The 16,551-nt window shown below is 39.6% G+C and carries 13 protein-coding genes; 7 read left to right on the forward strand and 6 right to left on the reverse strand.

Annotation, left to right across the window (positions count from 1 at the left end):
• The first annotated feature begins 22 nt into the window (after positions 1-22).
• Both PSE72_RS00125 and umoD read left to right on the forward strand, forming a co-directional pair.
• Complete coding sequence (locus tag PSE72_RS00125; RefSeq protein WP_004911786.1) at positions 23-1,327, forward strand: NAD(P)/FAD-dependent oxidoreductase; 1,305 nt, start codon at positions 23-25, stop codon at positions 1,325-1,327.
• Between the two features lie 582 nt (positions 1,328-1,909).
• Positions 1,910-2,506 carry a UmoD family flagellar biogenesis regulator gene (gene umoD / locus PSE72_RS00130; RefSeq protein WP_198641060.1) on the forward strand — a complete coding sequence of 199 codons (597 nt, stop codon included), beginning with the start codon at positions 1,910-1,912 and terminating at the stop codon, positions 2,504-2,506.
• 70 nt (positions 2,507-2,576) lie between these two features.
• On the opposite strand, the gene mfd is transcribed toward umoD, so the two are convergent.
• The gene (mfd, locus tag PSE72_RS00135; protein WP_198641061.1) at positions 2,577-6,020 is read right to left on the reverse strand and encodes a transcription-repair coupling factor; all 3,444 of its coding nucleotides are present in this window, start codon (positions 6,018-6,020) and stop codon (positions 2,577-2,579) included.
• Between the two features lie 276 nt (positions 6,021-6,296).
• On the opposite strand from mfd, the gene lolC reads away from it, so the two are divergent.
• From lolC to lolE, 3 genes are read left to right on the forward strand one after another with little or no spacing between them, the layout of a single operon-like run.
• The gene (gene lolC / locus PSE72_RS00140) at positions 6,297-7,499 is read left to right on the forward strand and encodes a lipoprotein-releasing ABC transporter permease subunit LolC (protein ID WP_115167070.1); all 1,203 of its coding nucleotides are present in this window, start codon (positions 6,297-6,299) and stop codon (positions 7,497-7,499) included.
• A complete protein-coding gene (gene lolD / locus PSE72_RS00145; protein WP_115167071.1) occupies positions 7,492-8,193 on the forward strand; it encodes a lipoprotein-releasing ABC transporter ATP-binding protein LolD in 702 nt (233 codons plus the stop codon). The genes lolC and lolD overlap by 8 nt, the downstream gene beginning before the upstream one ends.
• Positions 8,193-9,440, forward strand: coding sequence for a lipoprotein-releasing ABC transporter permease subunit LolE (lolE, locus tag PSE72_RS00150; protein WP_115167072.1), 1,248 nt, complete (start codon positions 8,193-8,195; stop codon positions 9,438-9,440). Before lolD ends, lolE begins: the two co-directional genes overlap by 1 nt.
• Before the next feature lie 67 nt (positions 9,441-9,507).
• Here lolE and PSE72_RS00155 read toward each other — a convergent pair whose 3' ends face one another.
• Together PSE72_RS00155 and PSE72_RS00160 are read right to left on the reverse strand one after the other, a co-directional pair.
• Positions 9,508-10,053: a class IV adenylate cyclase gene (locus tag PSE72_RS00155; RefSeq protein WP_115167073.1), complete on the reverse strand. Its 546-nt coding sequence runs from the start codon at positions 10,051-10,053 to the stop codon at positions 9,508-9,510.
• A gap of 140 nt (positions 10,054-10,193) precedes the next feature.
• Entirely contained in the window at positions 10,194-10,682 is a 489-nt protein-coding gene (locus tag PSE72_RS00160) for a TIGR00645 family protein (protein WP_004911769.1), read from the reverse strand.
• A gap of 420 nt (positions 10,683-11,102) precedes the next feature.
• Here PSE72_RS00160 and cobB point away from each other — a divergent pair, with 420 nt between their 5' ends.
• Entirely contained in the window at positions 11,103-11,936 is an 834-nt protein-coding gene (gene cobB / locus PSE72_RS00165) for a Sir2 family NAD+-dependent deacetylase (RefSeq protein ID WP_115168274.1), read from the forward strand.
• A 51-nt stretch (positions 11,937-11,987) separates the two neighbouring features.
• Here cobB and PSE72_RS00170 read toward each other — a convergent pair whose 3' ends face one another.
• Positions 11,988-12,698: an SDR family oxidoreductase gene (locus tag PSE72_RS00170; RefSeq protein ID WP_110731988.1), complete on the reverse strand. Its 711-nt coding sequence runs from the start codon at positions 12,696-12,698 to the stop codon at positions 11,988-11,990.
• A gap of 386 nt (positions 12,699-13,084) precedes the next feature.
• Between PSE72_RS00170 and pepT the strand changes: the two genes are divergently transcribed.
• Complete coding sequence (pepT, locus tag PSE72_RS00175) at positions 13,085-14,320, forward strand: peptidase T (RefSeq protein ID WP_115167074.1); 1,236 nt, start codon at positions 13,085-13,087, stop codon at positions 14,318-14,320.
• Between the two features lie 50 nt (positions 14,321-14,370).
• Here pepT and PSE72_RS00180 read toward each other — a convergent pair whose 3' ends face one another.
• Both PSE72_RS00180 and PSE72_RS00185 read right to left on the reverse strand, forming a co-directional pair.
• Positions 14,371-14,970, reverse strand: a complete 600-nt coding sequence (locus tag PSE72_RS00180) for a LysE family translocator (RefSeq protein WP_115167075.1) — start codon at positions 14,968-14,970, stop codon at positions 14,371-14,373.
• 329 nt (positions 14,971-15,299) lie between these two features.
• Complete coding sequence (locus tag PSE72_RS00185; protein WP_115167076.1) at positions 15,300-16,424, reverse strand: ribosomal protein uL16 3-hydroxylase; 1,125 nt, start codon at positions 16,422-16,424, stop codon at positions 15,300-15,302.
• Between the last annotated feature and the right edge of the window lie 127 nt (positions 16,425-16,551).

Consider the following 16,551-nt stretch of genomic DNA (forward strand, 5'->3'; position numbering starts at 1 on the left):
TATATTTTGTTTCGAGGGATTTATGACCTTATCTCAACCCAAAATCATCGTTGTAGGCGGCGGTGCTGGTGGATTAGAACTGGCAACACGTTTAGGCCGTAAGTTGGGCCGTAAGAAACGTGCACAAATTACGTTGGTTGACCGCAACCCGAGTCATTTATGGAAACCGCTATTGCATGAAGTTGCGACAGGTTCGTTAGATGATGGCGTCGATGCGATAAGCTATCTGGCTCATGCTCGCCATAATGCGTTCAATTTCCAACTGGGTTCACTAACGAATATTGACCGTGAAAATAAAACAGTCGTTCTCGGTGAACTTTATGATAAGCATGGTGAATTATTAGTTCCTTTGCGTGAGCTTGAGTACGATATTTTAGTCATGGCATTAGGTAGTACTTCGAATGATTTTGGTACACCGGGTGTTAAAGAACATTGTATTTTCCTAGATAACCCACACCAAGCGCACCGTTTTCACGATGAAATGTTAAATCTATTTTTACGTTATTCAGTACGCGATAACGCAGAAGAGAGCGTTAATATTGCCATTGTTGGGGGGGGAGCTACGGGGGTTGAGTTATCTGCTGAACTCTATAATGCGGTTGAGCAATTAACCAGTTATGGTTTTAAAGGGTTAGACACAGATGCACTGAATGTCACATTAGTTGAAGCAGGCGAGCGTATCCTACCCGCTTTACCTCCGCGAATTTCAAGTGCCGCACACCAAGAACTTAATAAGCTAGGTGTAAATGTATTGACGAAAACTATGGTAACCAGTGCTGATGCAGATGGTTTGAATACGAAAGAAGATGGTAAAATTCATGCAGACCTAATGGTTTGGGCAGCGGGGATTAAAGCACCTGATTTCATGAAAGATATCGCTGGATTAGAAACAAACCGTATTAACCAATTGGTAGTAAAGCCGACATTGCAAACGTCTCGTGATGATATGATTTTTGCTATTGGCGATTGCGCATCTTGTGCTAAGCCAGAAGGGGGCTTTGTTCCTCCAAGAGCACAGTCAGCCCACCAAATGGCCAGCCTTTGTTATGACAATATTGTTGCTTTAATGAAAGGCAAACCTTTAAAAGAGTATGTATATAAAGACCATGGCTCATTAGTTTCACTATCTCGATTTAGTACAGTTGGTAGCTTAATGGGGAATTTAATGCGTGGGGATATGATGGTAGAAGGGCGAATTGCGCGTTTTGTATACATTTCTTTATATCGTATGCACCAAATTGCATTACATGGTTACATTAAGACAGGGCTAATGATGCTTGTTGGCAGTATTAACAGAATTATTCGACCAAAGTTAAAACTGCATTAATCTACGAGTAGTTACTGGTTTAATTTGGTTTGATGATCGCCATGCACCTGTGTATTTCTATAACAGGTGCATGTTTTTTGTATTTTATAATGATAAATAGGTATGCTAATAAAGTATATTAACTGAATCTGTCAAGGTTTATTTATGTTAAATATTACTTGGAAAAACTATTTAGATCAAATTTAAGAGATTAAATATCGATTATATTGCCACTATTACTTATATATTGTATTTAAATGAAATTAAAACCTACAAATTAATATATATTGAGTCAATATAATTTAGCTTACCTTAAGTTTAAAATAATTTAAGTATAAATGTATTTATATAACGAAAAGTTATCATGGAAATCACTCCATCTATCTTATTGATTGTTAATTATAAAATAACGCATTCAATTGAGGTGATATGTGAAGTTGCACTAATGGTGAAACTTATGGTTTCTAATACAGTTATAATAAATATTTGTTTTGATGATAAATTAAGATAATTCCAAAAAACAATACAAATAGTACGTAATTATCGAATTATTTTAGATTGTGGTTACAATAGATGCGGCATATTTTAATAAGGGTTAATACAATGAAGCTAAAATTTAAGTTGTTATTAGCAACTGTAGTGGCATTCGTTATTGTATTGCTCGTGATTTTATTCAACCAAGAACCTGAAACGAAATTGGCGACAGTGTTATCTGTCGAGCCGATCAAAGCTAATCGCCTTGTTGAGTACCAAAATTGTACAGTAACAGGAGTCTTAGGCACGTTTAACCAACAATCCCTTTCTCGGTTTCATCCTGCACAAAGCGAATGCAAAATGATTTTCATGATTGAAGCATTACAAGGGAAAGGCTTTCCATCTCTGTTTGATATGCAAAATCAAACCTGTGTTAACACACAAAAAATGGAATTAGTTATTGTTGGATATGACGTCGTTTACCAAATTGATAAAAGCATTGGGAAAGTTAGAACATCCTATGAACCATCAATGTTTATTCCTTTGGATGACAAAGGGCGCTTAGTGCTAACATCATCTAATTCAGTGTGTGAAACCATGCGCAGTGATATAAAAGAATTATTACCATTTTATTGTTTGCAACAAAATGAATTGCCAATCACCAGAAACTCATCAACAATCTTAGAACTGCAACCGAACAAAAATACATTTGGCTTTATGGAATAATAATTATATAAAAATTATAGAGATAAAAGGCTACACGAAAGTAGCCTTTTATCATTTTATAGCTTTAAACCTAGATAATTTGGTGTTCTTCAAATCCGATAAGTAACTGCTTAATAAATTCTAGTCGAGAGGCTCGTTCTGTTAAATCGTGGAAAAATTTTAGTCGAACAGGGCCATCTAACCGATAAGTTTGTGGCTGGTTTTGTAATAAGCTGATTAAGAAACTTGGATCGACTTTATTTTTATCACCAAATTCAATAAAACCACCTTTTTCATGGGCTTCAATACGTTTAATACCAAGGGATTGCGCTTGTAATCGAATAGCTGCGTTAGCTAACAGGAATTTACCTGCGTCAGGTAAGCTGCCAAAGCGGTCGATTAGCTCTGTACGCAATTCGTCGAGCTCCTGACTATTTTTAGCACTGGCTATTCGTTTATAGAAAGATAAGCGAATGTTCACATCGTGAATATAGTCGTCTGGCAGCAGAACAGGCATGCGTAATTCAACTTCGGTTTGTTGGCTAGTTAAATCTTCCAATGAAGGCTCGCGCCCCTCTTTTAGCGCATCAACAGCACTTTCTAGCAGTTCCATATAGAGGGTAAAACCAATCGTGGTCATTTGGCCACTTTGATCTTCACCAAGTAATTCACCTGCACCGCGAATTTCCAAATCGTGAGTTGCTAGAGCAAACCCCGCACCTAAATCCTCCAGTGAAGAAATGGCTTCAAGGCGTTTATGAGCATCAGAGGTCATCGCTTTTGGATGTGGTGTGAGCAAGTATGCATAAGCTTGGTGGTGAGAACGTCCTACTCGGCCACGCAGTTGATGGAGTTGAGCTAACCCGAAATGGTCAGCACGCTCAATAATAATAGTATTCGCTGTTGGTATATCAATACCCGTTTCAATAATTGTAGTGCATATCAATACATTAAAACGTTGATGATGGAAATCCGTCATAACGCGCTCTAATTCACGTTCACGCATTTGACCATGGCCAACAACAAAGCGTGCCTCAGGGACTAATTCTTCAAGGCGTGCCTTTGCCTTTTCAATATTTTCAACATCATTGTAAAGGTAATAAACTTGGCCGCCACGTAAGGTTTCCCGTAAAATTGCTTCGCGGACAACTAAGTCATCGTATTGACGCACAAAGGTTTTCACAGCCAAACGGCGCGCTGGTGGTGTGGCGATAATCGATAAATCACGCATGCCACTCATGGCCATGTTAAGAGTACGAGGGATCGGTGTGGCTGTTAGTGTTAAGATATCAACGTCTGCACGCATGGCTTTGATGCGTTCTTTATGGCGGACACCAAAGCGGTGCTCTTCATCGACGACGAGTAAGCCTAAATCTTTCCATACTAAGTCACTTTGCAGTAACTTATGGGTACCAATTAGAATATCAACTTTACCTTCAGCAGTTTGTGCAATAATTTGTTGTTGCTCTTTCGCTGTTTTAAAGCGTGATAACATTTCGATACGCACAGGCCAGTTAGCAAACCTATCTTTAAAATTATCGTAATGCTGTTGGGCAAGTAGTGTCGTAGGCACCAAAACGGCAACTTGCTTGTTATTATTAATCGCTAGGAATGCGGCTCGCATTGCCACTTCGGTTTTACCAAAGCCTACATCGCCACAAACCAGTCGGTCCATGGCTAAGGGTTGGCACATATCGCTGAGAACGGCATTGATGGCAACTTCTTGGTCAGGTGTCGTTTCGAAAGGAAAGCCTTGGCAAAATTCTTGGTATTGTTGTTTATCATGTTTGAATGCAAAACCGGCTTTAGCAGCACGTTGAGCATAAATATCAAGAAGTTCAGCCGCGACATCGCGTACTTTTTCTGCGGCTTTCTGACGGGCACGCCCCCAGCTATCACTACCTAATTTATGCAACGGGGCATTTTCATCTGCACCACCGGCATAACGGCTAATTAAATGGAGTGAAGAAACCGGAACATACAGCTTATCATCACCTGCGTAGGTTAAAATTAAATATTCAGCTTTAATACCACCCGCTTCCAAAGTAATTAGACCTTGGTAACGACCCACACCATGCTCAATATGTACAACAGGTTGCCCAGGGCGTAATTCAGCTAAGTTACGAATGAGGGTGTCGGTATTAATGGTGCGGCGATTATCTGTTCGGCGGCGAACAACACGCTCCCCAAGTAAATCACTTTCGCAAATTAATGCCCTATGGATATCGGATTGAATAAAGCCGTGTTCAGCGGCCCCAATCGTGATGGCAAATCGGCTGTCAGTAGGGTGAGTATAGCTTTGAATAATATCAGGCCGAATTTTTAAACGTGCTAAGAGCTCGGTAACAGTTTCACGCCGGCCTTCACTTTCTACAGAAAAGACGATAGTTCCATCAAACTGTTCAGTAAACTGCCGCAATTTTTCGAGCGGTGTTTTACTTTGCCCTTGTGTGCTGATATCCGGTAATGGCAGGTAGTCTAAATTGGTATTTGCCGCTTTTTTGGGCAGAGACTCGGGCGATAATTGAATACGAGGCCATTTTTTTAACGATTGATTAAGTTGTTCAACAGTTAGCCATAGCTCTGAAGGTGGGAGCAGTGGGCGCATTGGGTCGACACCACGGCTTTCATACCGCTGCTGAGTATCAACCTGAAAGCGTTCAGCCGCTTCTTGTAAGTTCTGTGAAACAATTAAACTTGATGGCGGTAAATACTCAAATAACGATGGCAGTGGCTGCGCGAAGAATAAAGGTTGCCAATACTCTATACCTGCCGGTAAGGTATTCTTACTGACCTGCTGGTAAATATGTTCTGGATCTCGGCGAACTTCAAAGCGCTCGCGCCATTGGCTGCGGAAACGTTCAATAGCGTCTTTATCGGTCGGAAATTCATGAGCTGGCAGTAAATTAATTTGTTCTACTTCTTCGAGTGTTCTTTGCGAGTCAACGTCAAAAGTTCGCAAGCTATCAATTTCATCATCGAAGAAATCAATACGAAATGGCAATGAACTTCCCATAGGAAATAAATCGAGTAAAGCGCCACGTGTGGCATATTCACCATGTTCTAAAACTTGTTCTACATGGCGATAACCGGCGTTATCGAGTTCATTACGTAAGTTATCTCGGGAAAGTTTGTCACCTTTTGCCATCACTAAGGCATGGCTGGTTAAAAAGTCAGCAGGGCAGACTTTTTGCATCAGTGTATTAACGGGAAGAATTAACGCGCCTTTTTGTAAACTGGATAAGCGGTATAGTGTCGATAAACGATGAGAAATAATTTCCTGATGGGGAGAGAAATTGTCATATGGCAATGTTTCCCAGTCAGAAAGTGTCTCTATAGGGTGTTTTGTAAACTGTTGAATTTCATCTCTTAAACGTAATGCATTTTGCATATCACGTGTCACGATGATAACAGGCCCTTGATGACGTTGTATTATTTCTCCACATTCAAGTGCACCAGCCGCCCCGATAAGGCAACCTAAATGGCGAACATCGCCACTACGACTAGGGAGTTCATAACGAAATTTTGACAACATAGAAATCTTCGGTATCTCACAGCGGTTAGTTAGCAGTTAAACAAGAGCTAGCACAAACATAGCCAATTTTTGTACGAAAAATAGTTAAGCTAATCAACGGATAGTTAAACTACAAAATTCATAACAAAACAATCAGTTTTAACTCGTAATTCGTCTGAAAGTCAGACAAAAAGGCATTCAAAACAGAAAAAAAACCATCGAGTGGTTCCATTCATCAATCGTACCCTTTATTATCGCTGAACACTTCGCTTTGGCAACAGGGGCATCATAGATTTCATGCACCAATCTGTCTCATTATTTATAGGCCTACGTTATTTACGTGGGCGTGCTGCGGATAAATTTGGGCGTTTCGTTTCCAGTTTATCTGCTATTGGTATCACACTGGGGGTGGCGGCATTGATAACCGTCACTTCAGTGATGAATGGGTTCGAGCGATCTTTACAAGATAGCATACTTGCTTATATGCCGCAGGCAATTTTAACATCTGCCTCTGGAAATATAGACCCAGCAAAGTATCCAATAACTGGTCTACAGCATTTAAACGGTGTCAGCCATATCGCACCTATTGTGCAATCTGACGTGGTATTACAAAGCCGAACCAATGTTGGCGTTGGCGTCATGGGGGGGATTGAACCTGAAGAACCTTCTCTGTTATTGGATAAACTGGTTGTTGGGCAACGCAGTGACCTTAAAGAAGGCAGTTATAATGTTTTTCTGGGGAATAAACTTGCAGAAACGCTCGGGGTAAAACGTGGTGATGAAGTCCGCTTAATTATACCTGGGGTGAGTCAACTAACACCAATGGGGCGCATTCCTAGCCAGCGCCTATTTACTGTGGCGGGTATTTTCCAAACAAATGGGGAAGCGGATACAAGTGAACTTGTCGTAGCACAACAAGATGCCGCACGCATGTTACGTTATCCTACAGGGCATATTACTGGGTGGCGTTTATATTTGGATGAGCCCCTAAAGGTTGATGTTCTAAGTCAGCAAGCGTTGCCGAATGGCTTAGTATGGAAAGATTGGCGAGAGCGTAAAGGGGAGTTTTTCCAAGCCGTTCGCATGGAAAAAAATATGATGGGGTTATTGCTCAGTTTAATTATTGCGGTGGCGGCATTCAACATTATTACTTCACTATCATTGTTAGTGATGGAAAAACAAGGTGAAGTCGCTATTTTAAAAACCCTTGGCCTCAAACGTTGGCGAATTTTAATGATTTTTATGATCCAAGGCGCTGGAGCGGGAGTGATTGGTTCACTCATTGGCACAATATTAGGTACGATACTTTCTAGCCAACTGAATGTCATTATGCCGCTGATTGGTTTATTACCAAAAGGTGTCTCTTTACCGATTGTGCTTGATTACTCTGGTATTTTAATTATTGCACTTAGTGCAATACTGATTTCTCTGCTGGCAACGCTTTATCCTTCCTGGCGTGCAGCAGCGGTTCAACCTGCTGAGGCGTTACGTTATGAATAAACAACCACTTCTGGTCTGTGAAAATTTAAGTAAAACATATCAAGAAGGGACATTGTCGACGCAAGTGTTGAAAAATGTCAGTTTTTCCATGGGGCTGGGGGAAATGATGGCTATCGTGGGAAGTTCTGGTTCGGGTAAAAGTACCTTATTACATTTACTGGGTGGGTTAGATACTCCTTCAGAAGGGAATGTTATCTTTCGTGGCCAGCATATTAATCAATTATCTTCAGATGAGCGAGCTGCTATTCGTAATAAAGATTTAGGTTTTATTTATCAATTTCATCACCTTTTACCGGATTTTACCGCCCTTGAAAATGTGGCGATGCCTTTATTAATTGGTGGTATTGCGAAAGAAACTGCATTTTTGAAAGCCACTGAAATGCTAGAAGCGGTTGGGCTAGCGCATCGAGCTGGGCATCGTCCTTCTGAATTATCAGGAGGAGAGCGCCAGCGTGTTGCTATTGCAAGGGCGTTAGTGAATGAGCCTGCACTGGTTTTAGCGGATGAGCCTACCGGTAACCTTGATTTACGTAATGCAGATGCCATTTTTGAATTGTTGGGGGAATTAAACCGAACACAGCGGACTGCATTTTTAGTGGTCACCCATGATATGACACTGGCTCGCCGGTTATCTCGCCAATTGGAAATGCGTGATGGGCATTTGCAGCAGGATATTACCTTGGGGGCGCGGTAATGTCTAAGTTGCCTCTTTCACTACTCACAGCGCTGCGTTTCAGCCGTGGTCGCCGCCGAACAGGGATGGTTTCGTTAGTTTCGATAGTTTCAACGTTGGGTATTGTTCTTGGGGTTGCGGTGTTAATTATTGGTTTGAGCGCGATGAATGGCTTTGAACGCGAATTAAATAACCGTGTGTTATCTGTTGTTCCCCATGGGCAAATTTATGCTGTTAAACCACCCTATAAGGATTTGGAATTTGCTGAACAAGTTATCCGGAAAACGCCAGGGGTTGAAGGCGTTAGCCCTTACATTAACTTTACAGGGTTACTTGAGCGTGGTGCAAATTTAAAAGCAATCCAAGTGATGGGGGTTTCACGAGAAACTCAGCCACAAGTCAGTGCATTACCACAATTCATTCTTAATAATGCTTGGCAGCATTTTGAAGCGGGCAAACAATCGATTATTTTAGGCCAAGGTGTGGCTGATGCATTAAATGTGAAAGTTGGGGATTGGGTGACAATCATGATCCCAAATACCGATGCCAGCTTAAAAATTCAGCAGCCTAAGCGTATTCGTGTACAAGTAACAGGTATTTTTAAGCTTAGTGGCCTGCTTGATCACCAACTAGCACTCGTTCCTCTCGCAGATGCACAAGAATATCTCGACTATGGTGATGGTGTGACGGGGTTTGAAATCAAAGCCACAGACCCATTTATTGCCGATCAAGTCGTTTATGATGCAGGCTTGAAAACTATGCATCATGTTATTGTAAAAAGTTGGATAGGTGATTATGGTTATATGTACAATGATATCCAAATGGTTAGAAGTATCATGTACTTAGCTATGATATTGGTGATTGGCGTCGCGTGTTTTAATATTGTTTCTACTCTTGTTATGGCGGTTAAAGACAAAAGTAGTGATATCGCGGTATTGCGCACCTTAGGGGCAAAAGATAGGCAGATTCGTGCTATTTTCTTATGGTATGGTTTGTTGGGGGGGCTGGTTGGTTCTCTGATTGGTGCTGTACTTGGGGTCGTCATATCTTTAAATTTAACACCAATGATTAAGGTTATAGAGGCTATTGTTGGTCATCCAATTTTATCGGGTGATGTCTATTTTATTGACTTTTTACCTTCTGAATTGCATGTCATGGATGTGGTTTATGTTTTAATTACAACCATTGTATTAAGCTTACTAGCCAGTTGGTATCCTGCTCGCCGAGCGAGTAAGTTAGACCCTGCGCGTATTCTCAGTGGGCAATAGTTATTAGGGTTAGAGAGCCAATGATTTTTAGGGTATAAATCCAAAAATTTATTGGCTCTTTATATAATCACTGTGCTGTTAAAAACATTTGTTTATAACTACGAGTTTCTACCATCGCTTCTGTAAAACCATACTGTTTGGCGGTCGTCATCAACGTTTGATATAAACTATCCAGTAAGTCCTGCTCATCAGTCATAATGGCAAACTCAGCAAACCAGCCGATCCCACTCAAGTGATCAATTGTGATGTGGATATCATTCAGAAAATAAATGCTTCTTATTTTAGTTGTGGTTAAGTAGCAATGATATCCCAATGTCGTTAACATGTTTTGCACATGGTTGCAGTCATCAATATTAATGGCTTTGCATTCAGAAGCTCCAGGGCCTTTGACTATCCACAACTTTATGCCTGATGGCACCATTTCACGTACGCACATACTGACGTTCTTGTCAGCCAGCGGTGAATGTAGGTTTTCATAGAAATAATCTGTCTCTGTATTATTTTCCGTAAATGGCTCAGCTAAATCGGCTCTTATTTTGTGTAAGAAGGTGTCGGGATCCGATAATTGAAATTTAATTTCAGCTTCATATTTACCGACAAAATGTTGGCTCATGTAGAGTTCCTTGGTACTAGTCTTTTAGGCTATTGATGGTAACACAAAGCAGAAATCGACGAGGGAGATAAAGATGAAATTAGTGAATAGATAAGTGCCTAGATGTTTAAATTAGGCACTTTAAGTATAAATTTTACCGTTTATTTCTTGGTCATTTTATCTAGATAGCCCATCACAAATGCAGATAATACAAAGGTTAAATGGATGATGACATACCACATCAGTTTGTCATTTGAGACGCTTTTTAAGTCCATGAAGATTTTTAATAGGTGAATAGAGGAAATTGCCACAATGGAGGCCGCGACTTTATTTTTTAATGATGATGCGTCCATTTTACCTAGCCAGCCTAGTTTTTCACTGCTGTCAGGGATATCCATTTGGGAGACAAAGTTCTCATAACCTGAAAACATTACCATCACCAATAAACCACCGACTAATGCCATATCAATCAATGATAATAGCGTCAAAATTAAGTCTGCTTCAGGAATTGAAAGGATATTTGGCAAAATATGGTATAGCTCTTGAAAGAACTTAATGGTTAAAGCCAATAGTGTCAGTGAAAGCCCAAAATAGATAGGCGCTAAAATCCAACGTGAAGCATACATTGCTCTTTCAAAAAACTTTTCCATGAAATCCCTTGTAGTGGTGAGTTAATAACACAGTAAAATCTGCGAGGCGTATTTTAGCGGTAGCGAGAGTGAAGATGAAAGGTTTTTTTATTGTTTTGCCATTGTGGATGTTTTGTGGCGTATTTATGAAATAAAGATGTCATTTTTATGAATAAAAAGTGACAAAATCGATACCTTCGATATTTTTATTTGCATTCAGCAAGATGATGCGTTTTAGTATGTTAACATTTAGATAATGTCATCAGTTATGGTAAGGAAATAGTTAGTCTGCCAATAAAATAAGCACTTGGAGCTTGATTATTTTAATAATTTCACACAATCAGCATTTCTAAATTCATGTCATAATGACATGGTAAAAAGCAGTTAATATTTAATATGATATAAATTTATTGGTTATATAGATGAAAGGAAGCTTTGATGTTGCGATTTCGTTATAGGTTAAAAAAAGCTCGCAAGAATAAATGTATACGCCGCCAGCGACTTCGCAATCGGTCTTTTTATATAGATAATAGATTGGATAACATGAAAAAGGTCAATATTGTCGTTTTAACAGGAGCGGGTATTTCAGCTGAATCTGGGATCCAAACATTCCGTTCTGCGGATGGATTATGGGAAGAGCATCGCGTTGAAGATGTGGCAACACCTGAAGGTTTCGAACGTAACCCTGAATTAGTACAACGTTTTTATAATGAACGGCGTCGGCAGTTACAGCAAGAAAATATTAAGCCTAACGCCGCTCACTATGCACTTGCTCAGCTTGAAGAGCTTTTTGGTGACCGCTTTTTGTTAATTACGCAAAATATAGACAACTTGCATGAAAGAGCGGGAAGTCAGCGAGTTATCCATATGCATGGTGAACTATTAAAAGTTCGCTGCAACTGGTCAAATCAAGTATTGGAATGGAAAGGGGATTTATCTGCCGATGACCGCTGTCATTGTTGCCAGTTTCCTCAGCCGCTCAGACCCCACATTGTTTGGTTTGGTGAAATGCCAATTGGAATGGATTATATTTATCAATCCCTTGAATCTGCGACTATTTTTATTTCAATTGGGACATCTGGTCATGTATACCCTGCGGCAGGTTTTGTTCATGAGGCTAAATTACATGGGGCACATACGGTCGAACTTAATTTAGAGCCTAGCCAAGTGGAAAGTGAGTTTGATGAGAAACACTATGGTTTAGCCAGCAAAGTCGTTGTTGAATATATCAATAAGCTTATTACAGAGTTACAGGTTAAAAATATAGCGCAATAAGCTTTCAATACATAATAATATAAGGGGAAACGTATTGTTTTCTCTTATAGGTTAGACATTTGTATCCATCATGGCCGGCATCGTAATCTCTTTGACGCAGGTTGCATTGCTCGTACTGGTGATAAAGCGTACGGCATTGACAACATCTTGTAATGGGATTAGCTGTCCATTACTTTTTTCAATGACTTCGTCGGCAGGAACCGTTAATGGGTATTCAGTTGCTAGATAACCTAAGTTTATGACTGATATTGCTATTTTATCTTCACGCAGTGTTTCTCTTAATGACTGTGCTATGCCTCTGAGGGCATATTTCGTGGCGGAAAAGGCGACTTCTTTGCCATTATGGTTATCTAGGCCCCATGTGGAACCGATCAATATAATCTTGCTATTTTTCGCTAAACGTAAATTGGGTAATAGTGCTTTTAAATTTAATAAACAAGCACTGATATTGGTTTGAATCATATTGAGCAGCTCAATGTCATCAGTCGATTCAAATTGGTATTCTTCACTAAAAGCCAGTTTCTCCCAAATACCCACATTATAAATTAAGGTATGAATAGGTTGATCCTGAATAATCTGCTTAATGGCATTCGCGCTATGAATATCATTTAAATCAGCAGGGATCCACGTAAAGTTAATGTGTTCAAAAGGAGGCTTTGAGCGAGACACTCCATAAATATGGTCTGCTTTTTCAGGAAATCCTTCGACCAATGCTTTACCTAAGCCTTTACTAACACCATAAATTAAACATGTTTTTGACATGAATTTTCCTGTTAACGAGTAAAATTTCGTTTTGTTTATTAATTAGCTAATAAATAAAATAATAAGACTTCATATATAGCATACTATTTCAATTTAATGATTGATGATTCGTGTAGTGGGTGAGTGATATTTAACCAAATGAGAGGTAATTAGGTAACAAATAAATAATAACCTACTAATTAATACAATTTGATTATTACCCTTATTTATTATAGGTATTGATTGCCAGTGTAATAGGTAGCTTACAAAAATTACGCTAAAAAATAAATTTCACTAACGATTTCCTGCAAAAAATAGAGAGCATTAACAGGAAAGCTGATTTGAAACAATAATTGAATCTGTGATCTTTCCCATAATATGGACATTGATATTTTAGGGGGAAGGGTATGGACAAACTCTTAGAGCGGTTTTTTGAATATACCGCTTTCGATACACAATCAAAACTAAACGCCAAAACAGTGCCTAGCAGCGCAGGACAGCTAAAGTTTGCTCGTGCATTAGTTAACGAGCTGAATGAATTAGGTTTTGAAAAAATAACGCTTAGCGATCAAGGTTGTGTGATGGCTTATTTACCGTCAAACGTTGATTGGGATGTTCCTACTATTGGGTTTATTTCACATTTAGACACAGCACCTGATTTTTCAGGTAAAAATGTGAGTCCACAAGTCCTCGAAAATTATCGAGGGGGAGATATCGCGTTAGGTATAGGTGATGAAGTGCTATCCCCAGTGATGTTTCCAGTGCTGCATGAAATGATTGGCAAAACCCTCATCATGACCGATGGCAAAACCTTACTCGGTGCCGATGATAAAGCGGGTATCGCAGAAATAATTACAGCTCTAGTACGTTTAAAGGGTAAGAACATTCCTCATGGTAAAATCTGTCTTGCATTTACCCCTGATGAAGAGATAGGGCGTGGGGCTCGTCATATCGATTTTAAACAATTTGATGCATTGTGGGCCTATACCGTCGATGGTGGTGGTGTTGGTGAGTTAGAGTATGAAAATTTTAATGCAGCCAACGTTTCTATTAAAATTGTTGGCAATAACACGCATCCCAGTACAGCTAAAGGCGTAATGGTGAATGCATTAGGGCTAGCGAACCGTATTCATTCGATGTTACCACCTGATGAAACACCTGAAAACACCGAAGGTTATGAAGGCTTTTATCATTTAACATCGTTAAAAGGGACAGTAGAAAAGGCAGAATTGAATTATATTATTCGTGATTTTGACTTAGCGGGCTTTGAAGCTAGGAAGAAAAATATCATTCGAATTGCTGAAAAAGTTGGTGAAGGGTTACATCCAAGCTGCTATATCGAACTGACACTTGATGATACCTATTATAATATGCATAAAGAGGTCATGAAGTACCCACATGTTATTGAATTAGCAAAGCAAGCAATGCTTGATTGTGGTATTGAGCCAATTATCCAACCCGTCCGGGGTGGTACTGACGGTGCGCAGCTTTCACATCGTGGTTTACCGTGCCCAAATATTTTCACAGGTGGCTATAACTTCCATAGTAAACATGAATTTATAACACAAGAGGGTATGGAGCAGGCAGTTAGTGTGATCATGCGTATTGCGGAATTAACGGCTATTCACGCAAGGCAATCATGATATTTCATGATAAACAAGCGTGCTTATAACAATAAGCACGCGTAAATTTGCTATTGAAATAATACAGAAACGCCACTAAGCGCCAGTAAAACACCCATGACTAAATTAAAGCGTTTTAATGTCTTAGGTTGTTTTAGCTTTTCTCTTAATTTACTGCCAAACATCGCCCAAATAGCAACACATGGCCAGTTGATGGCCGCAAATATAACGGCAACCTGTACCATTGATAAATAGGGGGCGTTTATATTGGTATACATCGCTATTCCTGAAATAGCCATCATCCATGCTTTAGGGTTTATCCATTGAAATAATGCTGCTTCTAAGAAAGTTAGCGGCTTAATTTCCTGGTTATTTGATTGTGCAACTGAATGGCTAATAGTCGTTTTCCATGCAAGCCAGAACAAATAAATAATTCCAAAATATTTTAATACTGAATAAGTTATAGGGGATGATTGGAACAATGCCCCGACTCCTAGCCCGACAGCAAACAGCATAATAAGAAAACCAATTGATACCCCAAATGAATGCGGTAATGTCTTGCTAAATCCAAAATTAATGCCTGAAGCAAGTAACATAATATTATTTGGACCTGGCGTTATGGATGTCACAAAGGAAAACAATGATAAAGCTAAAAGTGTTTCTAAGTTCATATTGTTATCATCTTTAAAAGGGTAATTAATGCTGCGTGAGAATGATAATAGTGAAGTAAAAACAGTTTAGGATTGAATTAAAGAATGTGCTTTATCTTTGCGTGCTTACGGGCACGTAAGGATCATAATATGAGTATGTAATTGGAGAAATAAAATATATAAAAAATAAATAAGTTAGTTATTAATAAGGGGGGTTAATTGGCAATTAGCGGTTTTCATCAATAGGGAGGAGAGTCTTGTCATATTATACTGAGAATATTATTTTTAATAAAAGACCCATAATTAATGAGCCCTTACACAAAATACAAATTTAACATTAAAGGTATTGATTAATCATCAAAATACCAATAACCATTATTGACGAGTGCGGTAAGCAGTGCGATAAAATTAACGTCATCAATGGCATCAGCTAAAATTTGGCTATTAACGGCATCATAACGACATAAGCTATCAGCAGCCTCATAACACTCGGTTTCTAAGCATTCTCCATTAACAAAAAATTGGTCGCCAACGCGCAATGCTCTGAGACCATTTAATTTGTATAAGGTTTCTTGCTGAGTTTTCAGTAAATCATAAATTTCTTCTTGCTCATAAGGTGGTTCAGGTGGAGCAATGTCTAATTCATGACGTGATTGTGAGATAAACTCACCTAGCCATTTACGAAATAGCTCAGGGTCATTAATCAGTGATTCCATCATTTCGCGCAGTTTAATTTGTTCACCTTGCAAGATCTCAGCAGGGTTATCTCGGAATGATAAATCAGGATCGCTATAACGATAACTGCCTAAGTCATTAGAAATTAGGTGATCGGCAAAACTACTGAGCAGCTCACGAGTATTTGGGGCACGGAAACCAACTGAGTAATTTAATGAAGGCTCAATGGCGTAACCTTCATGTGGAAACCCAGGTGGAATATATAAAATATCGCCGGGTTCCATTTCTTCGTCGATGATGGCGTCAAAAGGTTGAACTTGTAGTAAGTCAGGGTGCGGGCAATGTTGTTTCATTGGGATTTTTTCACCCACTCGCCAATGACGACGGCCTTCACCTTGAATAATAAACACATCGTATTGGTCTAGGTGAGGACCTACACCACCGCCGGGGACTGAGTAGGAAATCATTAAGTCGTCCATCCGCCAGTCCGAAAGCACGCGAAATGGTTTCATTAATGCAGAACTTGGATGATGCCAGTGGTCAACTGCTTGAACTAAAATAGACCAATTCTCTTCGCCAAGGTGGTCATAGCTTTCAAATGGTCCGTGACCAACCTGCCAAACCCCTTCTTTATGGCTAACCAAACGGCTATCAACCTCATCTTCCATCGCCAAACCTGCAAGTTCATCAGGCGAGATAGGATCAATAAAATTTGCAAACCCTTTTTTGATAAGCAGTGGGCGCTTCTGCCAGTGACTGTCGAGGAAACTCTGCCAGTCGAGATTTAGTTTGTAATCCATCTTATTGTCCCTTGGAGCTGCTAAGTATTGCTAATCAGTTTATTACAATATACCCGGTCCTAATACCGCAAAATGACCTATATGTGTGTAATGGTATGCTGTTAAATAAACTTTCTGAGAAACGGGT

The organism is Providencia sp. PROV116 (genome assembly GCF_028482485.1).
GTDB classification, from domain to species: Bacteria; Pseudomonadota; Gammaproteobacteria; order Enterobacterales; family Enterobacteriaceae; genus Providencia; species Providencia rettgeri.

Coding starts and splice junctions, on each gene's coding strand:
- PSE72_RS00180 (WP_115167075.1), bottom strand. CDS start 14,970: ATGAACTTAGAAACACTTTTAGCTTTATCATTGTTTTCCTTTGTGACA.
- PSE72_RS00155 (WP_115167073.1), bottom strand. CDS start 10,053: ATGAGCCAACATTTTGTCGGTAAATATGAAGCTGAAATTAAATTTCAA.
- lolD (WP_115167071.1), top strand. CDS start 7,492: ATGAATAAACAACCACTTCTGGTCTGTGAAAATTTAAGTAAAACATAT.
- mfd (WP_198641061.1), bottom strand. CDS start 6,020: ATGTTGTCAAAATTTCGTTATGAACTCCCTAGTCGTAGTGGCGATGTT.
- lolE (WP_115167072.1), top strand. CDS start 8,193: ATGTCTAAGTTGCCTCTTTCACTACTCACAGCGCTGCGTTTCAGCCGT.
- PSE72_RS00170 (WP_110731988.1), bottom strand. CDS start 12,698: ATGTCAAAAACATGTTTAATTTATGGTGTTAGTAAAGGCTTAGGTAAA.
- pepT (WP_115167074.1), top strand. CDS start 13,085: ATGGACAAACTCTTAGAGCGGTTTTTTGAATATACCGCTTTCGATACA.
- PSE72_RS00185 (WP_115167076.1), bottom strand. CDS start 16,424: ATGGATTACAAACTAAATCTCGACTGGCAGAGTTTCCTCGACAGTCAC.
- PSE72_RS00160 (WP_004911769.1), bottom strand. CDS start 10,682: ATGGAAAAGTTTTTTGAAAGAGCAATGTATGCTTCACGTTGGATTTTA.
- lolC (WP_115167070.1), top strand. CDS start 6,297: ATGCACCAATCTGTCTCATTATTTATAGGCCTACGTTATTTACGTGGG.
- umoD (WP_198641060.1), top strand. CDS start 1,910: ATGAAGCTAAAATTTAAGTTGTTATTAGCAACTGTAGTGGCATTCGTT.
- PSE72_RS00125 (WP_004911786.1), top strand. CDS start 23: ATGACCTTATCTCAACCCAAAATCATCGTTGTAGGCGGCGGTGCTGGT.